The sequence below is a fragment of the Klebsiella sp. P1927 genome, assembly GCF_018204675.1.
Lineage (GTDB): Bacteria > Pseudomonadota > Gammaproteobacteria > Enterobacterales > Enterobacteriaceae > Klebsiella > Klebsiella pneumoniae.
Map to the genome: position 1 here is coordinate 2,684,352 of NZ_CP073377.1, position 18,953 is coordinate 2,703,304.

Genomic DNA, 18,953 nt, shown 5'->3' on the forward strand with positions numbered 1-18,953 from the left:
CCCGGCATCAGGCCTCGCTGTGCGGGGGTTGCAGCACGCGCCTGCTCCAGTCATAAAACGCGCGCACCGCCGGCGGCAGATAGCGGTTTTGCGGATAGACCAGCGACAAGGGAAGATCAGAAGCGGCCTGCTCCAGACAGGCGACCAGCGCCCCGCTCTGCAAATAAGGTTGCGCCAGATAGCTGGCGACGCGGATCAGGCCCAGCCCCTGAATGCCGGCCTGAATGTAGGCATCGGTATCGTCGACCACCAGTGTCTCCCGCATGCGGATCGCGCAGTCGCCTTCATCGAGGGAGAAAAGCCAGTCGATGGTCCGCCCGGTACGGTGATTCAGGTAGCCCACCGCCCGATGCTGGTGCAGTTCGTCGATGCTCTGCGGCCGGCCGTGGGCCGCGAGCCAGGCCGGCGAGGCGAGGACCATCCAGCGGTAGCGGGCCAGAGGACGCGCCACCAGGGTGGTGGAATCTTCGATCCGCCCGGTACGGATCACGCAGTCGAATCCCTCCTGAATAATATCTTCCACGTTGTCGCTTGAGCAGAGGATCAGCTCCAGGTCGGGATACTGCTGCAAAAACTCGCCGATCCTCGGCAGAATGCAGTGGCGGGCAAGGGATTGCGGCATCCCTACCTTGAACCGCCCGGCGGGCTGAGCCGAGCGCCCGGGAAAGGAGGCTTCCATCGCCGCCATCTCGGCCAGCAGCCTTTTACACTCCTCATAATACCGGCGACCCTCCGCCGTCACGCTGAGCTTGCGGGTGGTGCGCTGGAGAAGCTGCGCCCCGAGCAAGGCTTCCAGCTCCTTCACCACCCGCGATACCGTGGAGCGCGGCTGCCCGAGCACCTCCGCCGCGCGGGCGAAGCTGTGGGCATCCACGACCGCAACATAGACCTGCATGGCATCCAGTTTGTCCATTTCGTTACCCCCCCGGCGCTCATTATCCCAATATTACGAACAGTCTAACCCGAAACGCTGTACTTATCGAATGTCGACCGTCCCCCTACACTGAGCCTGTAGCCCGTCAACACAAGGCTTAACTGAGCAAGGAGTTAAAATGAAAACTGATAATTTTAATCATGCGGAAAAGGTATTGGTGCTGGGAGCGGGACAACTGGGCGCCGCCGTTCTCGATGCGCTGGTGCCTGCGGTAATCGAGCGCCAGGGCACGGTCTCGGTCATCGTCTCGCCGGCGGCCTGGGATGAAGCCGGCCAGCTGCGGTCGGCAAACCATCAGGCGCTGGCCGACGCCGGAGCCACCTTCCTCGCCGTCGACATCGCCGGTAGCGCCATGGAGACGCTGGCCGATCAGTTTCGCGGATTCACCACCGTGATTAACTGCATGGGGTTTGTCGCCGGTCCGGGGACACAGCTGAAAATTACCCGCGCGGTGCTGGCGGCCGGGGTACCCCGCTATTTTCCCTGGCAGTTTGGCGTCAATTACGATGTGGTAGGCAAAGGCAGCGGTCAGCCGGTCTGGGACGAGCAGTACGATGTCCGGACCCTGCTGCGCGCGCAGCGGGCCACGGAGTGGGTCATTGTCTCCACCGGGATGTTTACCAGCTTTCTCTTCGAACCAGACTTCGATGTAGTGAATTTATCCAACCGAACCCTTCACGCCCTTGGCAGCTGGGATACCCAGGTGACCGTCACCTCACCGGCGGATATTGGCCGCCTGACCACGGCGATTTATCTGCATCAGCCGCGGATCGTCAACGAGGTGGTGTTTGTTGCCGGCGAAACGACCTCTTACCGGCAGTTGGCGGATACCGTGGAGCGCGTAACGCAGCAGACGTTCAGCAAAGCCGTCCACACCCTGCCCGCCCTGCTGGAGCAGCTGCGGACAAACCCGGATGACGCCATGCTGCGCTATCGCGCCGCCTTCGCCCGGGGGGATGGCGTGTGGTGGCCGATGGGCGACACCTGGAATGCCCGCCACCAGCTGCCGACCCAGGACATTGCCGGCTGGCTGCAGACCGCGCGCTGATTTTCTCTCACAGGACAGAATGACGATGAACAAGTTAATTCCACTGATCGTATTGAGTTGTCTGCTGCCCCTGGCGGCAAATGCCAGAACCATCACCGCCACCGGCGATACCCTGGACCACGCGGAGAGCAAAATCCGCCAGCATGCCGCCCGCGAGGGCGTGACTACCTATCGCATCACTGAAGCGCGAATGGGCAACAAAGTGCATATCACGGCGAAAATCGCGGACTAAACCACCGGCGTCAGGCTCAGGGATGAGCTGCCGGCAGCCCGCGCGCCAGGTCAGGCGCTCATTTTTTCCCGTCGACGATCGCGGCCCGGCGGCGCGCCATACAGGCGAGCGTATTCCCGGGTGAACTGCGACACGCTGATATAGCCCACCTCCCCGGCAGCCTGTGCAATACTCATCCCTTCCGCCAGCATCAGGCGGCGGGCGTGGATCAGGCGTAACTGCTTCTGAAACTGCAGCGGCGACAGCGTGGTCATGGCGCGGAAATGACGGTGAAAGACAGAGACGCTCATCCCGGCGGCGTCGGCCAGCGCGTCGACGCTGACTGGCTGCATAAAATCCCGGCGCAGCATCGCCACCGCCCGGCGGATCCGCGCCGAATGGCTGTCTACGGCGCCCAGCGCCCGGATGGCCGGCCCATGGACACTCTGCAACAGCCAGTAATGCAGCTCCCGCCGCAGACCTTCCCCCAGCACCGCCAGCGCCCCCGGTTGATCAAACAGCCTTGCCAGCCGGTAAGCGGCATCCGTAACATCGGCGTTCATCGGTTCGATACCAACGCGGGGCGCCTCATCCGGCCCTGACGGCCCGGCCTCCTGCAGCTCGCGCAGGATAGCCAGGTCCAGCTCCAGCACCAGCGCGTAATAGGGAAAACGCTGACTGGCCTCGGTGATCTGGCTGGTAGTGGGAACATCCGCGGCGATCACCATCGCCTCGCCCGGACCATAGTCAAAGCTTGCCAGGCCGGTGGTCACGCTCTTACGCCCCTGGAGCAGCATGGCCACCAGCGGCCTGGCGATAGCCGCCTGCAGGTCACCAGGATGCAGGGCCCGCACCAGAGTAATACCGGGAACCGGGGTAACTGCCACCCCGCTGCTATCGACATGAGCATCGGCAAACCGGCGGCAGAGATCGAACAGAGCGTCGCGCATAAGATCCTTTCAGGCAAGTTTTAAAGCCTGAGTATGCGCTATTTCCCGGCAAAAGGGAGCGAACGGAGAGAAATGGGCAAAAAATAACAAGGATTGGGCAACCCGGCCCGGTGATCCTCCCCTATTGTAAGGACTCCACACACCAGAGAGGACCGAACATGACTAAAATTGCACTTATTACCGGCGCCAACCGCGGCCTTGGCCGTCAGACCGCACTGGATATCGCCCGCCAGGGTGGGGATGTCATCGTCACCTACCGCGGCAGTCTCGAACAGGCGGAAGCGGTGGTCGCCGACATCCGCGCCCTGGGCCGCAAGGCCATCGCCCTGCCGCTGGATATGGCGCAAACCGCCAGCTTCCCGGCCTTCGCCGACAGCCTCGGCAGCGCGCTGGCCAGCGTCTGGGGGCGGGCCACTTTCGACCACCTGATCAATAACGCAGGGCACGGCGAATTCGCCCCGCTGGCCGAAACGCGCGAAGCGCAGTTCGACGGGCTGTTTAACGTCCACGTTAAAGGGGTATTTTTCCTCGTACAAACCCTGCTGCCGCTGCTGGCAGACGGCGGGCGGATCGTTAACTTTTCATCCGGGCTGACCCGCGTCTCCTATCCTGGCTTCTCCGCCTACGCCGCCGCCAAAGCGGCTGTGGAGATGCTGAGCGTGTACATGGCCCGCGAGCTGGGCGGGCGCGGCATCACCGTCAATACCATCGCCCCCGGCGCTATCGCCACCGATTTTGGCGGTGGGCTGGTGCGGGACGACGCAGAGGTAAACGCGCAGTTTGCCGCCATGACGGCGCTGGGACGGGTGGGCGTTCCCGAGGATATTGGGCCGATGATCGCCAGCCTGCTACGCGACGATAACCGCTGGGTAACCGCCCAGCGGATCGAGGTGTCGGGCGGACAAACCATCTGACGACTCAGGCTGGCAGGATGCGCTCCAGCGCCAGGCCTGCCAGCCGCACGGTCTCCAGAAGACGCGGCAGACTATCCCCTTCCCGCGCTTTCGCCGACAGGCCAAGCATCAGCGTATCCATATAGTCAGTCACCCGCAGCGCGTCCTGCGGGCGATGGCGGGCGATATACTGCTGGATTTTGGCTCTTGCCGCAGCATGCCATTCGCCTGCCGCCACCCGGGCATCAGCATCCTGACAATGTACCCCCTCCAGCACCAGGCAGCCGGCGGCGGCCGGATCGGCCACATAGCGGCGAGCCGCCTCCTGCAGTACGGCGATGAGCGACGCCGCCACCGGCTGGTCGTCTCGCAGCAGGGCATCGATGGGAATGGCCCCGGTCTGGCTGTAGCGCTGCAGGACGCGGGTATACAGCCCGAGCTTGTTGCCGAAAGCAGCATAAAAGCTCGGGGGGTTGATGCCGAAAGCGTGGGTCAGATCGGCCACGCTCACCGCGTCGTAGCCTCGCGCGTGGAAGAGGCGTTGCGCCGTTTCAATGGCCTGTTCCGCATCAAACTGGCGGGGACGTCCCGGAGTGCGCCCTGGTTTTGTAGTGGTCACTATATTAATCCTTGACAGCCTGTTTTGCCGCAGCATATTGTAATCATCACTACAATATCATGAGGTGTGGGATATGACAGCGTTTCACAACAAATCAGTGCTGGTTTTAGGCGGGAGTCGGGGAATTGGCGCGGCGATCGTCAGGCGTTTTGTCGCCGATGGCGCGTCGGTGGTGTTTAGCTATTCCGGTTCGCCGGAAGCGGCCGAGCGGCTGGCGGCAGAGACCGGCAGCACGGCGGTGCAGGCGGACAGCGCCGATCGCGATGCGGTGATAAGCCTGGTCCGCGACAGCGGCCCGCTGGACGTGTTAGTGGTCAATGCCGGGATCGCGCTTTTCGGTGACGCTCTCGAGCAGGACAGCGATGCCATCGATCGCCTGTTCCGCATCAATATTCACGCCCCCTACCATGCCTCCGTCGAAGCGGCGCGCCGCATGCCGGAAGGCGGGCGCATTATTGTCATCGGCTCAGTCAATGGCGATCGCATGCCGTTGCCGGGAATGGCGGCCTATGCGCTCAGCAAATCGGCCCTGCAGGGGCTGGCGCGCGGCCTGGCGCGGGATTTTGGCCCGCGCGGCATCACGGTCAACGTCGTCCAGCCCGGCCCAATTGATACCGACGCCAACCCGGGGAACGGCCCGATGAAAGAGCTGATGCACAGCTTTATGGCCATTAAGCGCCATGGCCGTCCGGAAGAGGTGGCGGGAATGGTGGCGTGGCTGGCCGGTCCGGAGGCGTCGTTTGTCACTGGCGCCATGCACACCATCGACGGAGCGTTTGGCGCCTGATACCTCAGGGCGGCGATGCGCGCTTTGCACCGCCGCCGCGGGGACGTCATCGCCTGTCAGGGATCTTCAGGCCAGGCTGTCTACCGCCATAAAAAAGCGATCTTCGGTAAGTATAAGCCGCGCTTCCGGGGGCTGGTGCGCCTTGCGGATCATCCAGCCCTCCTCCGGGGCCAGGCTCAGATAAAACACCTCCCGGGATCCCGCGCCGTCGGGCGCCTCAAGACTCAGGGTCACGATCCCCTTTTCCACGCCATCCAACAGCTGCTGCGGCACGATATTGACGCTGCGCTCGCCGTTTTGCAGACGAATGGCCAGGATATCGTAGCGGCAGATGCCGCTGTTGAGGCTGTAGCCAAGGGTACTCAGGTCGTGGAGATGGCGGGTCGAAATCACCACCTCAATACCGGTTCCATCAAACCACTGACTTATCTGCTGAGCCAGCTCCGCCATCTGCTGACGAAACCTGGCGATATCCGCGGCGGCCGACCCGTCGAGGGCCGCTGTCCGCCGCGGATTTTGCTGTTGCTGCAGTTTCTTAAAAAAACGTTCCCTCGCTGTCACGTTATCTCCCTGTGCTGTGATGAAACCGGTTGGGCTGGATGAAGATGGTTATCGCCCGTTCGCTGGTTACGAAGATTGAGGGCGAACTGGCGCGATGGCCCCGCCGCAAATGTTTGTTTTTTTTTACGTTACTTCGCCGCTTCAGGCCTGAGCCGTAGCTGGTTGTGTTCGGCGGTGAAAATGCGCGGCTTGTCCGGATCCAATTCCTCACGCGCCAGCACCTGCTTCCAGGTATTTCTTTGTGTGTCCGGATGGCGGAACAGGCCGACAACCGCCACGAACGTCGCCTCCGCTTCCAGCGGCATATTCAGACTGGCGTCCCCTCCGGGACCGATCACCACATCGCGACTGGCGAGGAGATCGGCGGCGAGCAGAATATCCCCCTCCTCCAGCAGCTGCTGGTAAACCAGCCGGTCAAAGGTCTGGCGATCTTTAAGCTGATAGATGCGCACCACCACCGGTTCAGAGAGCGAGTGATTCTCTCTGGCATCGGTGTTGAGCGCTTCGCGCGCGGTAAAGTCCAGATGCAGCGTATTAATTTTCTTATAAAAAACGGCGTTGAAGGCAGACTTTGTTCCCTCCGAGACGCGCTGGGTGAGTCCGCATCCGCTCAGGCAAAGCGCAAGCAGGGGCAGCAGACAGGCGGTTTTAGTCAAACTTATACGTAACACGTCGGTTTCCTTGTAGAAAGGTGGCAGGCTGCAGGCCCGTATAGGTACCCAGCTCGGTGGTAAAGGTCTGAGGAATATCGCCCTCACTCTCGCCATCACCCACGCCCAGCACGCCGTTCATACCGAGCCAGAACGGCTCGTCCCCCAGCGGCGGGACAGCCAGCAGTCGGGTCGGCGCGGTCAGGGTGATGTTGGCCCGGAATCGCCAGCCGAGGTATACCCGCAGCAGGATGAGAAAGTCCCGAAACAGCGGGCCGTCAGGCTTCCAGCCCTGCGCCTCCGCGGGATTGTCGGTGGTAAGGGCGACGAGGAGCTGGCTGCTGGCATCCATCGCTTCGTCACCCAGCGGCGTATTGCCGTCCAGGAAGAAGTCGTCATCGCCGTAAAACCCCAGCGGCTGGCTGATCGCCACCGGACGCAGGCTGTACGGGCTCACCCTGACGGTGGTCTCCGGGGCCAGCAGGGTGACCAGCGCCTGGATCCCCTGCTGGGTTTTGCCCGGCTGACGCAGCACGCCGGTTAGCGCCAGAAAGCGCGACGCCGGCGAGGCGATATGCTGCGTCGTGCCGGGGATGCCTAGCCCCGCCAGGCCCAGTAGCGACTGCGAGAGACGATCGGTGCCGCCGGGCTCAAAGGTGGCGGGCCAGGAGTATTTCCGCCAGATGCGGTAAAACTGCGTCATGATCCGGTGGCTGAAGATATCCAGTAAGCCCTGCAGCGCTTCATGCCCTTCCCTGTGCTGGGCGATATCATCGAGATATGCCGTCGGGAGCGGCGAATCGACACCGTACAACCCCATAAAGGTGGTGCGAATGACCGGCGGCCTGCTGTCATCGGCCTCATCGTATTCCACGGCTTTCAGTTCGCTGGCGGGAAATCCCATTCCCGGATGCGGGTAAAAACGCACCGGATCGTCAGCCGGATGGCTGGTTCCCCCCATCAGTGGTTGGCCGGGACGCCGTTTTTCCAGAAGCTGGCAGAAGCGGTAAAAATTGATCCGCGGCAGGTCGGCCTCCAGTCGCGGGGTCAGCCGGGAATGCGGCGGCTGTGCTTCTCTTCCCATTCCAGTCGTTCTCCGGTTGGTTGCAGAATGATAATCAGGCGGTTGAACAAGTAGATGTCGGTGTAGAGCGCGAAGAAGCGGCTAAGCATCTCGCCAAACAGGCATATATCGCCACGTCCGGCAAAGCCGTGACTGTCGAGGGTGACTTCAATCTGCACGCCGCGCACCAGATGGCCCTGTGCAAAGCGCTCTGTTGCGCGGTGCTTCACGTCGAGGATGGCTTCCAGACGCCGACGATTCATCTCGCTGTCGGTCCATTCATACAGCGCCAGGGTGCCGCGCAGGACCTCCGCGTTATCCATCAGGGAAAGAAAACTGCTGCCCAGATGGCTCAGCACCCGCCAGTGAAAACGGTCCTGGGCGGGGGGATAGCACGGCAGCGTCGGCGCGCAGAGGTTACGCACTGCAATACTGGCGGAAGTGGTTTTCATCACCGTATCGAGCACGGTGCTCTGCAGCGCGCGACGCGGCAGCTGGCCGTTGGTTCCGGTGAGGGTCAGCGACAGGCTTTCATCTTCCGGTACGGTATGATTATCAAAGGCTTCTCCGCCGACGATAAGCCAGGTGTTGTACAGCCCGGAGGGGCCACGGCGCACCCGGGTATGATAGTAATAGTCCGCCGCGTCATGACGCATCATGCCGCCTTTGTGGCGAAAACTTGAGAACGGCGCGTAAACCTGCTGGTGTGAGGAGATCACGGAATCGACGGTGTAAATTTCGGTGTGGCCGTCCTGCACGCGCATCGGGCGCAGCGGGTATTCGGTCTGCAGGGAATTGATGGTCAGCGGATCGGACTCCAGCGGAAACAGGTTGATCACTGGCACGCAGTGCAGGCGCAGCTGCTTTTCGCTGAAGCGGAAGTCATGTTCCCAGCGTTCCGCCAGCACGACGTCGATTTCAAACCACGCCAGTCCGGCCGGAAAAGCCACCGTCTCCAGCCCGCGCAGATCGATGAACATGAACTTTTCGCGGAAGGTAAAATACTCCAGCAGCAGCTGATAACCGCGAAAACTGCGGCCATCTTCAGGCCAGAGGCCGTCATCCTCGCCAAATCCCAGCGCGCTGAAATACCCGTCCAGCGGCCTTCTGTCCACCTCTTCGGGCATGCGCAGCCACATCCGGGCCACATTGAGGGTAAAGGCCTCGTGCATGGCGCAGGCCAGCGGCGCATCGGCGTTGCAGTACAGCGGGATATGACTGAGATCGACCCGGCGCCAGTCCGTCAGCTGGCTGCAGGTAAAGCGCAGCGTGATCACCGACCGGCCATCCGTATCGGTGGCCAGCTGGACGCGTTCCAGGGATAACGGCTGCAGAGCGATCGCTTTGGTGGTGGTGTACCGGCAGCGCGTGCCCTTTTCACCGATCGGCCGGGAAAGCACTTCAAAGCCTTTGGCCATCGTCATCGGCTCTTTCATTTCCGGCCAGTCGGGGGTGAACTCCACGACCGACATCGAGGGAATGGTACGTAAATAATGTGGCCACAGCAGACTGACCACGCCTTCGGTCAGCTCAGGCAGATCGTCATCGAGTTTCTCGCGCATGCGGCCCATCAGGAAGGCAAAACCTTCAAACAGACGCTCGACAAAGGGGTCGCGAGCGCCCGCTTTGTCGAGATTGAGCATTGCCGCCTGCTCAGGATGAGCGCGGGCAAACTCTTCACCCGCTTCCAGCAGGTAGCGCATTTCAGCGTCGTAATAACGCAGGGTTAAATCGTCCATAAATCACCAGAATGAGTAATAGCTTTCAGATATGCAGAGAACCGCAGGTGCAGGGAGTGCAATGTGAATGATGCGTGAATTATGCGCACAGCACCGCGGCGCGAGCAGGATCCAGAGCGATGAGCCCGGCAAGCAATGACTCCATTTCTGGCAGCAAGCGATTTTTTTCTGCCTCACTGCGCCCGGCCTTGCCTCTGAGCAGCCGGAGTCGGCGGGCTTTGACCTCAAAGATAAGCTCCGGCTTCCATTGTTCGAGCGTCATTTCCCGGGCGCGGCTGTCGAGTTCCGCCAGCAGATGCAGCGCCATTTCATTTTTTCCGTACTGCTCGCTGACCCGCGCCATCAGTAAGCGCATCAGCCACCGATTGCGGCTGGTGGTATAGCCCGGCTGCGCCTGTAACCAGTTCAGCGCCGACTCAATACCTTCATCGTCCGCGCGGGTGAGCACTTCTGGCTCCAGCGACAGCACCTCATCAGCGGTGGTCGCCGCCATTACCGGCTCATCTTGCCATCCGGCCATCTCATCCAGGACACGTTCGTTAAGCCAGTTGAGCGTAACTTCATCGGCGAATGGCGTACCATCGTTAAACGCCAGGGTTTCCAGCCCCGGCAGACGAGCCAATAGCCCTTTCATATCTCGGCACAGGATATCGGCCCGTACACTGTCAGCATCCAGTTTCAGCAGCGCCTGCCAGGCGTACCACTGCACATCCAGCCACAGATGGTTGACGCCTTGCGCCAACAGCGTGTCCGTATGCTCCAGCAGTTCCGACCAGCTTTTCTGTAAATACAACCGCTTAAGATGGGCTTTACTCTCAGGCTTGGGAGGCAATAGCCGTGTCCGGCCGGAGGCATCCAGCGGCGGTAACTCCGTTAACGTATCCCAACGCACACTCTTCATCAGATGATGACCTGCCAGCCATCCGCCGGGACACTCGCGCAGATATTTCGCCAGCACCTTAGCCTGATCGAGCAAATCACGACCTGACGTGACGGTATGCATTACCGGTGCGGTGTCCGTATGTTGGGGTAGCAGATCGTGTTCTTCGCGGCTGGTCTGCGGCACCAGACTGTGGGCTCCGCCGCTTTGCACCAGGCGGTTCTCCAGTATCTGATATAGCCCGGAAAGATCGGGGCGAGATGCTTCAGCCAAGCCGGAAAAAGTGGCTTCCGCCAGCAATAACGCCCCGATAATGACCTGCATAGTGGTCATGTCGACTTCCGGATAAAGAGACAGACTGTCCGACATCCGGCGACTGCCAAGCTATTCCAGCGCTGATTTACAGCTACGTTCACGCTGGGGATGGAGCATAGCCCCAAACCGCTCAAGCATTGCCGCCAGCAGCGTAACGCCCTCCGCCAGACCGGTTTCACCATCCCGCTGCAGACGCGCCCACACGTAAAAGGTGATCACGCGCAGATCCTTGCAGGTCTGAGTCAGCAGTTTTTCTGCCAGCTGGCAAATCAGTTCGGTATCGACGCCGGAGATCTTATTGACCTCCTCGCGGATACGCTGAAAATCATCGTCATAGCCCGGATCGTCCCCGGTTGGTTGGGCGTCACTGACTGGCGCAAGCCAGGACTGCCACTGCGCCTGGCGTGACCGGGCCTGCTGGCGCAGTGCGCTTTCATCCAACTGACTGGCGGCAACCAAATTTTGTAAAATGCTCATTATTCCATCTCATCCATGTCACTATTCCCTACCCCCGTCGTCAGGGCCTGTGCGCTCTCAGCCGCATCGACAGTGAAAATCTGATCCGGCAGGGTCAATCCGCGGAGCGCCAGAAGCGCCAGCGGGCCGCTCCCAAGCTGGGAGCGCAATACCCACTGCAGGGTGCGGCCATCCGGGGCGGAGAAGCTCATCATCCACTGGCTGCGATCCAGCGGATGGCGTTTACCCTGCTCCAGCCAGCGAATAAAGCCCCAGGTACCGCTGTAGTCACCGAACAGACGCGTGCCCGCATTGACGGTGGTCCAGGTCAGCAGAGTGCCGGGTTTATACGTCTCCCCCGGCCAGCGGAAAGTCTGCCAGTCGGCCATCTGATTGAAATAACGCAACTTTTGGCCGTCTATCGTCAGCTGTGTCTCGACAACCTCCGGGGCAGGCCTGGCCTGTAACTCAAAGCTGATCCCCTGGCTGCCGTCGGTGAAAAGAATGTCGGACAGCTGGCTTAGCTGGTTGATCGCGCGCAGAAAGGCCGGATTAAAGACCAGGCCGTGACTGTTGACCTTATCCGGCACCCATTGACTGCCTTCTTTATGCAGGACACCGTTCAGCTCCGTCGTGAGAAAACGTTCGATTCGCCCGCTGTCTTTGCGCACAAACTCAGCCAGCATCGGCAGGGAGGCATCGCTTTTGCTGGCGGCAAACGGAAAGCGTCCGTCAAAGGCGGTGTGCCAGTTGGCGACCACCGAACGGCGCCATTTATCATTCAGACTGGCCGCCGACGGCAGAAGCACGGTTTCCCAGGCCTGAGTCAGCGGCTGCACAAACAGAGTATTACCGAAGCCACTCCACTCTTCGCCAAGGCTTGCCGAAATCAGGCTACCGTACTGTTGCGTGTCGGTCAGGTCGACGCTTTTCCCCAGGAAGACGGTCTGCGCCAGGGTCTGCATCATCTCCTGCGGATCGGAGGCATTCGCAACCTGCTGCAGGCGCAGGCGCACGCGGGTGATACGGGTCAGATAGGTTTGCAGGCTCAGGGTGCTATCGGCCGACATGACGTTGCTGCCCGTGTTTTTCCCCATCAGCTGGAGCAGTGGTCCGAACGTGTCATCCAGAGGCCCCTGCGGGCCGGCTGCCGACTGGTCGATGACCGGCTTGTCTTTCCCGCCCACCAGATCTTTGGCCGATTTAATAAGGCTGTCCGACAGCCCCTCCCTTTGTTGCCCCGCCTGCCCCTGCCAGGCAAGGGTATTCATCAGGGCAATCAGCGGCGACTGGCGGACACCGCTTATCAGCGTGAGCTGGTCGGTAACATCGGCAATGGTGGTCGCTGGGTTGAGTCGCAGACTGTTGAGAAAATTCAGCCAGCTGCCGGCGAAATCGGTGAAGTAGCGTCGGGTCAGACGCGCTTTCAGCGCCTCCGGCGACAGGTCTGTCGACATCGTTTTGCGCGAATCGCTCAGCACCCAGTCGATTTCCTCCCGGCGCGAGCTGGCTGCCTTATCAATGGCCTGCTGAATGCCGCCTTCCCATGCCTGGCGGGTAAACATCCCCGGGACCACTTCATTGGTGGTAAACAGCCGGCGCGCGTCGGTGCCACTGGTCATGTCTTCCAGCGATACATCGGCAAAATTACGACGCACGGATTTGAGCATGTTCTCATATAAGGTGCTTTCGGCATTGCGGCGACCTAGCTGCTGCAACAGAACCTGACGGCTCTGACTCACCCGTTGCGCATCCGGGATGATCTTCCACTCTGGCCGCTCGGGCAGCAGGGAGAGATAAAAGGCCCACAAATCCGGCGCCAGACTTTGCCACAGACCGGTCGAGATCCCCATTCGCGTCGGCTGGACCGTTTTCATGGTCTGCGCAAAAAATGCGCCATCGGCTTTATCCGGACGAGCCATCATCAGCCAGGCTTTCAGCTGGTCATAGCCCGGTTTCGCCAGCTGGGCTCGTTGGTCGCTATTGGGGGCGGAGTTGACCAGCGCGCTGAGCGCCTGCTGCAACGCGGCATTGGCCGGGTCACGTATCAGGCGATGATTCGCCACACCGTACCAGGGCAGGACGGCGTCTAATAGTTGCTGATGATGGTCCAGACCAAAGCGCCGATACCAGGGAGCGCCATTCTGCCCATCGTGCACGAGACGGCCGGCCTCATTGCGCAGGGCATGGAGGGCCGTCAGTTGATAGTCAGAAACGGAGGGGTGGGCCACCAGGTCGCGGGCTTTTCCCGCTACCGAAGCAATCTGACTGTAATTGAGGGCAAAGGAGAGCAGCAGTCCCGCCGCCCACAGGCCGAAGATGGCCAGCAGACCGCACGCCAGGCCCCGCTCCCATGCCATTCCCACGTGATGCCCGCGTAAACGGCGGCAGTCATCGACGATCCCCTGCCAGGTGGCGGGAAGCGTCAGGAGGTGAGGCTGGCTCGCAGGCAGGGCATCAGCTTCCTGATACGGATCTACGGTACGAGGCTCTGGCAGGCTAAACATCAGGCCTCGCAGCGCAAGCCGCTGCCGCGAGGCGGTCAGCCACGGCGCCAGCTGCCGGCGCCATTGTGCGATCTCCCCGTCGATAAGCTGCTGCCCCAGACGCAGCAGGAAGTCGTGGCGGGTATCTGCTGCGATCTGGTGCATCCCCTGCTCCCGTAGCGTCGGCAACATCTGCGCAAGCTGACGGGCGACATCTTCCTCAGTGGCGCGCAACGGGAAGCTAACCCCTACCGCCTGCTCCGCGCGGTCAGCCTGCGGCCACTCACTGTCGCACAGTTTCCATAACCAGACCGGGGCGGCATAGCCCAGCAGTTCGCTGATTTTTTCCAGCCCGCGCAGGTCGCTCTCGCTTATCTGCGGCGTCAGGGTGAGAGACGACGGCATCACCCGCACAATCCCATCCAGAGGACGACCGTGGCGCAGCTTGCGCAGCGCGGCATATTGCTCACTGTCGGGCTCGGAGAGCAGACTGCCGCCGTAAATCAGAACGGTACGCTGGCCCTCCAGCCAGCGCTGCTGACGCAGGCCAGGCACCAGTTGTTCGATTGCCGCCTCGTCGCCGGTGACTAAAAGCAGGCGGACTTTGCGCCGCCAGTGCAGGCGGTAACGTGCGTGAAGGTGCTTTTTCAGCGGGGCATAAAGGGCTTCGCCCCCGGCAGGCCTGGTGGGTTGCCGCACAGGCGCTGCTGAAGGCTTAACCTTATCTTTTATCAGCAGTCGAAAGGCCATAAACCCCAGTACCAGCAGGCTGAGTGCCATCCCCCAGATAATAAAGCCCGTGGCGATAAGCGGGCGCAGCGTTTCCCACTGCGTGGCACGATCCATCGCCCATAGCCACCATGCCAGCCCGCCCAGGAGCACCAGAAGCGTGACCGCAGCAATACAGACGATAACCGTAGCCGCCACAGAGATAGCGGCAGGTTTATTGACGTTGTCCATCAGGTTTTACAATTCCAATTGCGAGGGTATTCAAGGGATCGCGGGCTAGCCAGCCACACGGTTGTTGGTAGTGCGCGGCGTAGATCGCCGCCAGCGACAGAACGGTCAAGCCTTCCATCTCGCCGATGTCTCCCCAACAGGCATCCTGGCGATACAGGTTAATATCCCATCCGCTGTGCGCCAGCGCTTCCAGTCCCGGCTGAAAAAACAGCGCACAGGCTTCCGGGGGGCCGCTCAGTTCGTTCTGCTCCAGCACACGAGCGGCTACAGCAGTCAGGGCCTCCCCTTTTTCTGCGCAATAGGTTTCCCCCCTGGTCAGGTGCACCGGACCGTCCCGTCCGGCGAGCCACAGTACCGCAGACTCTCCGGCGGGTTGCACGGCCCCCGGCTGGGCGACAACCACCTGACATCCGGCGATAAGCACAGTGTCATGGGGGTCAGCTTCCGCCAGAGCGTGTGCTATCTCCGCGAGGCTGGCCTCCCCACGCCAGGCATCCGGGCGTGAGGGTAGTGTCATCTGCGCAACAGTGAGGGTCATCTGTGCACGAAACGCCTGCCAGGCGAGCTCCGTTCCCTGCCAGTAGCAACGCAGCGGCGGCGTAAGCGTTCTTTCACTGCGCTGTCGTTGCCATTCCATCACCAGTAGTTCCGCCAGCCGTTTTTCGCGGGCGATAGCCTCAGAAACTGAAAGGTATGGCGCTCGCAGCGCCCTGCCGCCGCCCTCGTTCTCTTCCTCTGGCGGACGCTGGTGACGGCTTAGCACCCGCAGCCAGTCAGTGGTCGTTTTGCCCATGGGCCCCAGTAACAGACCTTCCTGTAACCCGATCGGCTGCCGATGCTCCGCCCACCATTGCTGTTGTTCGTATGCCACCAGTTGGTCATAGAACCTGGCGTTATGCACGCTCATGCGGTAGTACAGCAGCCGGATCAACCAGCCGGTACCTGCCAGCACCAGAGCCAACAGGATCCCGGTGGCGGCCAGGGCGCTTTTCCCTTCTGACGAGGCAAGTAAAGCGCTGACCCCGCCGCTAAGCAGGACCAGCAGGGCCGAAGCCGATAGCCACCTGGCCGTACCAGGCGGTCGCGCGTCTCCGTACGGGGGATACTCCGGTACCGGCCTCACTGATCAACCCCGCAGTCTGGGTTAGAGCTGACCAGCGTGCAGCCGCAGGCGCAGCGATGACCGTGCAGCGCAACCGGCTGGCCATCAATCGTTGTTCGTGCGCTGCCTTCAGCAATGGTCGTCATACCGTGTTTGTTACACTTGACCGGGTCGCCCTTGCAGGCGAACCCCAGACCAAAACACTGATAATGCCCCATCAGCACCCTGCCCCCATACTCCCGCAGGGTATCGCCTTTGCGAATGACTTTATTCATTGGATCCTCCTTATCCGCGTTCAGACCGTTGTCGTCAGAACGTCCTACAGCCAGCTGGCCGGCAGCGCGGCTTGCCCCCGCGCCAGCTGCTCTTCCGCTTTCCGCGCCTTTTGCTGTGCGACAACGGTTCCCGGCTCGTGGGTAAATGCCCGCAGCTGCGCCCCTCCGGGCAGCTCCGGCAGCGCTTCCCCGGTTATCTTGTCCAGCACCGCCACCTCCAGCGAGCGCACGGCGCCTGTCGCAGCCAGCCCGGCCAGCTTGCCGGTCAGGCGCTTTTGCCGGAAACTGAGCACGACACCCGCGGTCACGGTCGCAAAACCCACCAGGTCTCCGGCGAGCACCAGCGGCGAGAGCGGTTTACTGCAGCGCTCGCTGAAGTAAATCATCCGGTAGCGGAAGTAACCGGTCCACATCTCGCGCGTGCCGAGCGCGGCATACATAAACCAGGCGCGTGAGTCATGTATCTGGTCATCAAACAGCGCCCTCACCAGCCCGGCAGGCTGTTCCGCGTTGCTGGCCTCCCCGGCCTCTGGGAACAGGACGACCACCCGGGCCTCTCCGTCACGCTTCATGCGCCGGTATTCCTGCGCTTCATCATCGGTATTGAGAACGAAAATCACCGGCTGCAGCACGGTATCCAGCACCAGCTGCGCCAGGTTATCCGGAATACGGTAACCGTCGTGGTAATCCTTACCGAACTCCTTCGCCGCGTCGAACAGCTGGGTTTGATCCATCTTTGGGTCAAAATCCTTCACGCCCGGCTGCAAAACCAGCTCATCCATCCTGTCAGGGGGCTGGTTTGCTATCTGGTTCTGGCGAGCCCTGAGCACCGCCGCCTGTTTTTCATCACGAACCTCTTCTGCCGCCTTACGCGCGGCAGGCAGCGCGTCGGTATTCTTGGCGCGCTGATAGAAGGGCGTTTTCAGCATCGAGCCTCTGGCATAGCGGTCGATGCGCCAGGCGGTGATCCAGGCCATCTGCTCAGCAATGACGGTTTCCAGACTGCCGCCGGCGGCAGGTGGTTCGTAGTGAGAGGCTGCTTCGGGATCGAACGTTTTCGGCGTGGTTTGGCCCAGAGTGAGTTCGCGCCAGGCATTGAAGCGGTTGACCAGAGCCTCATCAACAAAAAACGCATCTAACAAATCTAATGGCATTTTTCTCCAGGCATCATTTTTAAAAAACTCTGGCAGCGTATCCTGTGGTACTTTTAATGGAGCCCCTGCGCTAAAAGCAGCGGTATATATATCGTTCAAAGGAATCTGCGACAGCAATAATGCATCATCTTTACCATTCGCTTTCCCTTGATCCCCCGGCGGATATCCTCCACCAATATCCGAGTGCATCCCCGGGTAAACCACCTCAGTGGCACAGGGCGGGTATTTGCCGTTTGCCCGCCGCACCGAGTCCAGCGGAAAGCAGAGACGCTGCTCATGCCCGGAGACCAGATGAACACATTTTTTTATCAGCCCGCCATAGGTTTCATCATCCGGCAGCTCCATCGTGCCGTCTGCCCAGGACATATGCCCGTCGGCAACCGGCACCACATGCGCCACCCCGACGGAGGCCACCGTATCCAGCAGCCCGAGAAACTCCACGCTGACGGGCAGCCGCATCCCGCCTGTCTGCAGGCACTGCGGCGGTTTTTCACCCTCCGCCGCCGGCGGGGGCAGCAGTTCGCTCAGCCAGCGCACAAAGGTGCGCGCCGCTGCCGCGCCGCGGGAAAAACCATAGACATACAGCTTGATGCCTGTCAGTTTCGGCTTGCCCGGCTCAGGCTGAATAATCAGGGGCTTCAAATCAGAGGCCAAATCATTCAGCAAACGAGTGAACTCTTCATAGCGGTTATGGCTGCCGCCAAACCACAGCCGGTTCCAGCTGGTGCTCATTTCTTTCAGTGAACGACGACTCTCTGTGGTGGTCAGCCATTTTTTGGTGGCACTAAACATCAGCACATCGATTATCCGCAGCAGCGCCCAGTTAATCCGATCCTCCCCCTTAACTGCCCCCACCAGACCCATGGTGGAATAGTCCGGGTCATTCACTTCCGGGAAGGGGGTGCCAACGCCAGGCATATAGAATTTAAAATATTTCCCGTCCCCCTCGGCGTCATCATCAAACAGCTCACTCTGACCGTCAGACGGCACCCCGCCAGCCGTACCCGTTCCAATAGTCGCCCGAAACAGCCGGGCGATATTGGTCGGATGTTTCGGGTTCGCGATAAAAAAGTCATGATTTAAGTTATTGCCGGTACCATCGAAAAACAGACTGATATGCAGCGTCTTGCAGCACGGCGGATCCACGCGCCGTCCGGCAGCCAGGCACAGTTCCTGATGATAGCGCCGCTCGTCGCTGTTCTGCTGATGGCAGTTCTGCCCAACCTGCAGCGCCCGGCCCGGCAGACGTCCCTGCGGCGGAAACGGCGGCGGGACCCAGGCGGCATGGGTTTCAGTTATTTCGGACATACGGCGGGCTCCTTCATCCTGACGGGCTCTTTTATCGGATAATTCGCATTTCTCGGTGACCAGCAGCTGGTGGTCACTTTCACGTCATCGCAGGGTAAAAAGTGCACCGTAATGCCGCACACATCCTGGCCGTTATAGTCGGGCAGCGGAACGGTTTGGCTGTGCTGGCGTTTTTGGGCATCAATGTCTGCTATCCAGGCTTTGTATTTAGCCCTGTCGGCAAACCCCGGGAAACCCGCGGATGAACCCTGCCCGGTTTCCCATTCAACGCGCACCGTCATACCCGGCGTCCAGCGGGCGGGCACGCTGAAGCAGCACCCGCCACCTCCCCCCTGGAACGGGCCTATTGAATCGATGCCCGACTGGCCGTTGACACTGAAGTGGTTAATTGCCCATTTTGTGTGGTTGATGGCTTTTATTGTGCCGCCACCGCCGCCTCCGGCCTGTGCGGCTGGCTGTGCACAGCCGGTTAACAGCAGCAGACCCGCCAGCAGCGGGCTGATTAATGCAGATTTCATTGGACTCTCCCTGTCGGTTGAGGGTAATGAAGGGATGGTGATGC

General features: G+C 60.9%; 16 protein-coding genes and 1 pseudogene. 4 read left to right on the forward strand and 13 right to left on the reverse strand.

Annotated elements, in window-relative coordinates; all coding sequences use genetic code 11:
* Positions 1-7: 7 nt before the first annotated feature.
* Positions 8-913 carry a LysR family transcriptional regulator gene (locus KB892_RS13555; RefSeq protein ID WP_002902289.1) on the reverse strand — a complete coding sequence of 302 codons (906 nt, stop codon included), beginning with the start codon at positions 911-913 and terminating at the stop codon, positions 8-10.
* 139 nt (positions 914-1,052) lie between these two features.
* Between KB892_RS13555 and KB892_RS13560 the strand changes: the two genes are divergently transcribed.
* Entirely contained in the window at positions 1,053-1,982 is a 930-nt protein-coding gene (locus KB892_RS13560; protein WP_002902287.1) for an aromatic alcohol reductase, read from the forward strand.
* Positions 1,983-2,007: 25 nt separating this feature from the next.
* A complete protein-coding gene (locus tag KB892_RS13565; protein WP_002902285.1) occupies positions 2,008-2,214 on the forward strand; it encodes a YdgH/BhsA/McbA-like domain containing protein in 207 nt (68 codons plus the stop codon).
* A 50-nt stretch (positions 2,215-2,264) separates the two neighbouring features.
* Here the strand turns inward: KB892_RS13565 and KB892_RS13570 are convergent, their stop codons facing one another.
* The gene (locus tag KB892_RS13570) at positions 2,265-3,143 is read right to left on the reverse strand and encodes an AraC family transcriptional regulator (protein WP_004151595.1); all 879 of its coding nucleotides are present in this window, start codon (positions 3,141-3,143) and stop codon (positions 2,265-2,267) included.
* A gap of 158 nt (positions 3,144-3,301) precedes the next feature.
* Between KB892_RS13570 and KB892_RS13575 the strand changes: the two genes are divergently transcribed.
* Entirely contained in the window at positions 3,302-4,057 is a 756-nt protein-coding gene (locus KB892_RS13575; protein WP_004151596.1) for an SDR family NAD(P)-dependent oxidoreductase, read from the forward strand.
* 4 nt (positions 4,058-4,061) lie between these two features.
* Here the strand turns inward: KB892_RS13575 and KB892_RS13580 are convergent, their stop codons facing one another.
* Positions 4,062-4,655 (reverse strand): TetR/AcrR family transcriptional regulator, encoded by a 594-nt coding sequence (locus KB892_RS13580; protein WP_004151597.1) that lies wholly within the window; start codon positions 4,653-4,655, stop codon positions 4,062-4,064.
* Positions 4,656-4,728: 73 nt separating this feature from the next.
* Here KB892_RS13580 and bdcA point away from each other — a divergent pair, with 73 nt between their 5' ends.
* Positions 4,729-5,442, forward strand: coding sequence for an SDR family oxidoreductase (gene bdcA, locus KB892_RS13585; RefSeq protein WP_002902276.1), 714 nt, complete (start codon positions 4,729-4,731; stop codon positions 5,440-5,442).
* A 66-nt stretch (positions 5,443-5,508) separates the two neighbouring features.
* Here bdcA and KB892_RS13590 read toward each other — a convergent pair whose 3' ends face one another.
* From KB892_RS13590 to tli1, 10 genes and pseudogenes are all read right to left on the reverse strand, one after another.
* On the reverse strand, positions 5,509-6,003 hold the full coding sequence (locus tag KB892_RS13590; RefSeq protein WP_002902273.1) for a hypothetical protein: 495 nt from the start codon (positions 6,001-6,003) through the stop codon (positions 5,509-5,511).
* A gap of 128 nt (positions 6,004-6,131) precedes the next feature.
* Complete coding sequence (tssJ, locus tag KB892_RS13595; RefSeq protein ID WP_004176417.1) at positions 6,132-6,674, reverse strand: type VI secretion system lipoprotein TssJ; 543 nt, start codon at positions 6,672-6,674, stop codon at positions 6,132-6,134.
* The gene (gene tssG / locus KB892_RS13600; protein ID WP_002902268.1) at positions 6,652-7,737 is read right to left on the reverse strand and encodes a type VI secretion system baseplate subunit TssG; all 1,086 of its coding nucleotides are present in this window, start codon (positions 7,735-7,737) and stop codon (positions 6,652-6,654) included. Before tssG ends, tssJ begins: the two co-directional genes overlap by 23 nt.
* On the reverse strand, positions 7,701-9,455 hold the full coding sequence (gene tssF / locus KB892_RS13605; protein ID WP_004151598.1) for a type VI secretion system baseplate subunit TssF: 1,755 nt from the start codon (positions 9,453-9,455) through the stop codon (positions 7,701-7,703). The genes tssG and tssF overlap by 37 nt, the downstream gene beginning before the upstream one ends.
* Positions 9,456-9,534: 79 nt before the next feature.
* A pseudogene (tssA, locus tag KB892_RS13610) lies at positions 9,535-11,127 on the reverse strand (type VI secretion system protein TssA).
* A complete protein-coding gene (locus KB892_RS13615) occupies positions 11,127-14,552 on the reverse strand; it encodes an ImcF-related family protein (protein ID WP_004151599.1) in 3,426 nt (1,141 codons plus the stop codon). Before KB892_RS13615 ends, tssA begins: the two are co-directional and overlap by 1 nt.
* A complete protein-coding gene (locus KB892_RS13620; protein ID WP_002902254.1) occupies positions 14,536-15,675 on the reverse strand; it encodes a hypothetical protein in 1,140 nt (379 codons plus the stop codon). Before KB892_RS13620 ends, KB892_RS13615 begins: the two co-directional genes overlap by 17 nt.
* On the reverse strand, positions 15,672-15,929 hold the full coding sequence (locus KB892_RS13625) for a PAAR domain-containing protein (RefSeq protein ID WP_002902252.1): 258 nt from the start codon (positions 15,927-15,929) through the stop codon (positions 15,672-15,674). Before KB892_RS13625 ends, KB892_RS13620 begins: the two co-directional genes overlap by 4 nt.
* Positions 15,930-15,973: 44 nt before the next feature.
* Positions 15,974-18,391, reverse strand: a complete 2,418-nt coding sequence (locus KB892_RS13630) for a T6SS phospholipase effector Tle1-like catalytic domain-containing protein (RefSeq protein WP_004151601.1) — start codon at positions 18,389-18,391, stop codon at positions 15,974-15,976.
* The gene (gene tli1, locus KB892_RS13635; protein ID WP_002902180.1) at positions 18,379-18,909 is read right to left on the reverse strand and encodes a T6SS immunity phospholipase A1-binding lipoprotein Tli1-KP; all 531 of its coding nucleotides are present in this window, start codon (positions 18,907-18,909) and stop codon (positions 18,379-18,381) included. Before tli1 ends, KB892_RS13630 begins: the two co-directional genes overlap by 13 nt.
* Positions 18,910-18,953 lie beyond the last annotated feature (44 nt).

What these genes read in the sequence shown, in the direction of transcription:
- KB892_RS13555 (WP_002902289.1), bottom strand. Translation starts at nt 913, where the DNA reads ATGGACAAACTGGATGCCATGCAGGTCTATGTTGCGGTCGTGGATGCC.
- KB892_RS13560 (WP_002902287.1), top strand. Translation starts at nt 1,053, where the DNA reads ATGAAAACTGATAATTTTAATCATGCGGAAAAGGTATTGGTGCTGGGA.
- KB892_RS13565 (WP_002902285.1), top strand. Translation starts at nt 2,008, where the DNA reads ATGAACAAGTTAATTCCACTGATCGTATTGAGTTGTCTGCTGCCCCTG.
- KB892_RS13570 (WP_004151595.1), bottom strand. Translation starts at nt 3,143, where the DNA reads ATGCGCGACGCTCTGTTCGATCTCTGCCGCCGGTTTGCCGATGCTCAT.
- KB892_RS13575 (WP_004151596.1), top strand. Translation starts at nt 3,302, where the DNA reads ATGACTAAAATTGCACTTATTACCGGCGCCAACCGCGGCCTTGGCCGT.
- bdcA (WP_002902276.1), top strand. Translation starts at nt 4,729, where the DNA reads ATGACAGCGTTTCACAACAAATCAGTGCTGGTTTTAGGCGGGAGTCGG.
- tssG (WP_002902268.1), bottom strand. Translation starts at nt 7,737, where the DNA reads ATGGGAAGAGAAGCACAGCCGCCGCATTCCCGGCTGACCCCGCGACTG.
- tssF (WP_004151598.1), bottom strand. Translation starts at nt 9,455, where the DNA reads ATGGACGATTTAACCCTGCGTTATTACGACGCTGAAATGCGCTACCTG.
- KB892_RS13615 (WP_004151599.1), bottom strand. Translation starts at nt 14,552, where the DNA reads ATGGACAACGTCAATAAACCTGCCGCTATCTCTGTGGCGGCTACGGTT.
- KB892_RS13625 (WP_002902252.1), bottom strand. Translation starts at nt 15,929, where the DNA reads ATGAATAAAGTCATTCGCAAAGGCGATACCCTGCGGGAGTATGGGGGC.
- KB892_RS13630 (WP_004151601.1), bottom strand. Translation starts at nt 18,391, where the DNA reads ATGTCCGAAATAACTGAAACCCATGCCGCCTGGGTCCCGCCGCCGTTT.
- tli1 (WP_002902180.1), bottom strand. Translation starts at nt 18,909, where the DNA reads ATGAAATCTGCATTAATCAGCCCGCTGCTGGCGGGTCTGCTGCTGTTA.